The 3,662-nt window shown below is 67.5% G+C and carries 1 protein-coding gene and 2 pseudogenes; all 3 read left to right on the forward strand.

Annotated elements, in window-relative coordinates:
* Positions 1-111: 111 nt before the first annotated feature.
* Positions 112-630, forward strand: a pseudogene (locus tag BN13_RS18145) (ISL3 family transposase); the annotation flags it as partial.
* 584 nt (positions 631-1,214) lie between these two features.
* Entirely contained in the window at positions 1,215-2,675 is a 1,461-nt protein-coding gene (gene ltrA, locus BN13_RS18150) for a group II intron reverse transcriptase/maturase (protein ID WP_048548392.1), read from the forward strand.
* 115 nt (positions 2,676-2,790) lie between these two features.
* Positions 2,791-3,655 (forward strand): annotated as a pseudogene (locus tag BN13_RS18155) (transposase); the annotation flags it as partial.
* Between the last annotated feature and the right edge of the window lie 7 nt (positions 3,656-3,662).

The raw sequence follows: 3,662 nt of genomic DNA on the forward strand, positions 1-3,662 counted from the left end.
TGGCTCATCACAGATAAGGGTGTAGGGCTGGGCGGCGCGTCGGTCGCTGGGTAGGGGTCGAGGCCCCCTGAGGATGGAAGTTCTGACACTGCCCATCCGGAGGACCTCGACGTGGTTGACGCTACCTTCGCTTGCCCTGACCTGACGACGTTCGCCCGCCTCGATGGGCTCGGGCTGGTGGTGACCGGTCAACGGGTCGAACCCGATCGGGCGGTGCTGGCGTGCCGTGTTGTCGAGGATGACCGATGGTGTCGACGCTGCGGTTGCGAGGGCACGGCCCGGGACAGCGTGGTCCGGGAGTTGGCGCACGAACCGTTCGGGTGGCGACCCACCACGCTGTCGGTGACGGTCCGCCGCTACCGGTGCGGCGGCTGCGCTCACGTGTGGCGCCAGGACACGAGCAAGGCCGCCGACGCTCGCGCGAAGGTCTCCCGGGCCGGGTTGGCGTGGGCCTTGACCGGCCTGGTCGTCCAGCACCTGACCGTCGCTCGGGTCGCCGAGGCGCTCGGGGTCGCGTGGAACACCGCCAACGACGCCGTCCTGGCCGAGGGGAAACGGGTCCTGATCGCTGACCCGGCCCGGTTCGACGGCGTCGCTGTTGTCGGGGTGGACGAACACGTGGTGCGCCACGAGGCGCTGTTGTTTCGAATGGAGGTGAGAGACCTACATCGCTTGGCCGTCGCAGCGGCTGGGTGAAGCTGGCGGCAGCCTGAACCGGGGAACGCCGGGGAGGGTGGGAGCAGCCGCGACAAAGTCAGGACGGTTCGGCACTACCGGACGGGCCGTGCCTGGTGAGCAAGACGGGAAGGTGTACGCAAGGAACCGGTGTCGTAAGACCTCTTCATCGTCGACCAGCTCGAACCCGGTGGATCTGGGCTGGTGTGCGGTGCGTACCTTCCTCCGCGCCTGCCAGCCAGGCGGGTGTCGGGGGCGGGGAACTGTCAGGACGGTGACATGTGCCGGGCCTGGCAGGTCGTGGTGAAGGCCTGCGGAGTAGCCACGACGAGACCGCAGGGGCAAAGCCGGGCACCTCGCCCGTTGACCGAACAACAGTGAACGTGGGAACCACCTGTGACTGTTCCTCTTCTTGAAGGGGATAGGCCCGTTGCCGGCTGAAGGTCGCAGGTGGGGCGGAGCCGCCGTAGTACTCCGAGGCCGGGAGAGCCGGTCGCATGGGGAAGGGCGGCAGCGAGAGGAAGCAAGGAGGAACTGTGATGTCCGAAGATGCGCTGGTGAATACCGGCGCCGTGATCTGGCCCGAGCATGACTGGGCGCAGGTGACGGTACGGAGGATGCAGGCCAAGCTGCATTGTTGGGCGGCCGGGGATCCCGGTCGCCGGTTTGACGACCTGTACAACCTGGTCTGTGATCCGGCGTTCCTGGTCGTGGCGTGGCAACGCGTCGCGGGCAACGTCGGGGCACGGACGGCCGGGATCGATCGGGCCACGGTGGCTGCGATCGTCTCTCGGTTCGGGGTCGAGGAGTTCCTGCAGCATGTCCGTGACCAGTTACGGTCGCGGACATTTAGCCCGGTCGAGGTACGTCAGGTGATGATCCCCAAGGCGAGCGGGAAACTGCGCGCGTTGGGGATCCCGACCGTGACGGACCGGGTGGTGCAGGCTGCTCTGAAACTGGTGTTGGAACCGATCTTCGAGGCGGACTTTGCGCCGTGCTCGTACGGTTTCCGGCCGAACCGGCGCGCGCAGGACGCCATTGCCGAGATCCACCACTTCACCACCAAGTCTTACCACTGGGTGGTGGAGGCCGACATCGAGGCGTGTTTCGACATGATCGATCACGTCGCGTTGATGGACCGGGTCCGGGCAAGGATTGGCGACAAGCGAGTGCTGGGGCTGGTCAAGGCGTTCCTCAAGGCCGGGGTGATGACCACCACCGGCACCCGCGAGGCGACGCACACCGGCACCCCGCAGGGCGGGATCCTGTCTCCGCTGTTGGCGAACATCGCGTTGTCGGTGCTGGATGAGCACTTCATGTCGAAGTGGGACCAGCAGATGGCGACCGAGGTCTGCCGACAGCGCCGGAAGCGACAAGGCAAGGCGAACTACCGTCTGGTCCGGTACGCGGATGACTTCGTCATCCTGGTCACCGGGCAGCGCGAACACGCCGAGCAGTTGCTCAACGAGGTGGCGCACGTGCTGGCCCCGATGGGGTTGCGACTGTCACCGGAGAAGACCCGCGTGGTCCACATCGACCACGGCTTCGACTTCCTCGGCTTTCACATCCAACGGATGCGGAAACGGGGCAGCAACAAGTGGTTCGTGTACACCAAGCCCTCGAAGAAGGCGATCGCCTCGATCAAGAGCCGGGTGAAGACCATGACCTACAGGGCGACCTTGCACCACGACCCCGGGTACCTTCTGGACTACCTGGGTCGGGTGCTACGAGGGTGGGCCAACTACTTCCGACACGGCGTGTCCAAGGCCACGTTCTCCGCGATCGACTCCTACACGTGGGAGCGGATCACGGCATGGCTACGGAAGAAGCACCGCATCGGCTGGCCAGAACTCCGGCGCAGGTTCTGCCTGCCCGGGACCTGGCGGCTCGCCGTCGATGGGATCAGGTTCAAGGGCGCAGCCAGCGTCCCCGTCATCCGGTACCGCTACCGCGGCTACCAGATCCCGACCCCATGGACACCGACAGCCACCACTGGCTGAACAACAACCACTCGTGGAGAGCCCGGTGCGGTGAGAATCGCACGCCGGGTTCGGCGGGCGGCCCGGGGAAACGGACCCCGAGCAATCCGGGCACCGCGCCCCGGGCCGACCCAACTGGCGGCACACCCGCAAGGGCGGCAAGTACGTCACCGTCGTCATCGACCTCACCCCGATCCGCGACGGCACCGGCCCCGCCCGCCTGTTGGACATGGTCGAAGGACGGTCCAAGGCCGCGTTCAAGTCCTGGCTCGCCGACCGGCCACAGGCGTGGCGCGACGCCATCGAGGTCGTTGCGATGGACGGGTTCACCGGGTTCAAGACCGCCACCAGCGAAGCGCTCCCCGAGGCGGTGACCGTGATGGACCCGCGTCCCCCCTCACGTCGAGTGGCCGGTTCAGCCCCGTCGAGTGGCCAGTCCAGCATCTTGGGCGCTGTTCCACGTCGTCCGCCTCGCTGGGGATGCTCTGGACCGCTGCCGGCGCCGGGTCCAGCTCGAGCTCCACGGCCACCGCGGGCTCACGGGCGACCCGCTGTACCGGGCCAGGCGGACCCTGCACACCGGCGCCGACCTGCTCACCGACCGGCAACGCGAACGCCTCACCGCACTGTTCGCCGACGAGGACCACGTCGAGGTCGAGGCCACCTGGGGGATCCTGCAACGGATGATCGCCGCCTACCGCGACCCCGACCGCACCTCAGGCCGAGCAGCCATGACCGCAGTGATCGAGGCTCTCCGCGAGGGCGTCCCGGCCGTACTGACCGAGCTGCGGCGGCTGGGCCGAACCCTCAACCAGCGCGCCGCCGATGTCTTGGCGTACTTCGACCGGCCCGGCACCAGCAACGGCCCAACAGAAGCCCTCAACGGCCGCCTCGAACACCTCCGAGGCTCCGCCCTCGGGTTCCGCAACCTCACCAACTACATCGCCCGCAGCCTGCTCGAGACCGGCGGCTTCAGGCCAGCCCTACACCCCCGATTGTGATGAGCCC

It is taken from the genome of Nostocoides jenkinsii Ben 74 (assembly GCF_001046875.1).
Classification (GTDB): domain Bacteria; phylum Actinomycetota; class Actinomycetes; order Actinomycetales; family Dermatophilaceae; genus Nostocoides_A; species Nostocoides_A jenkinsii.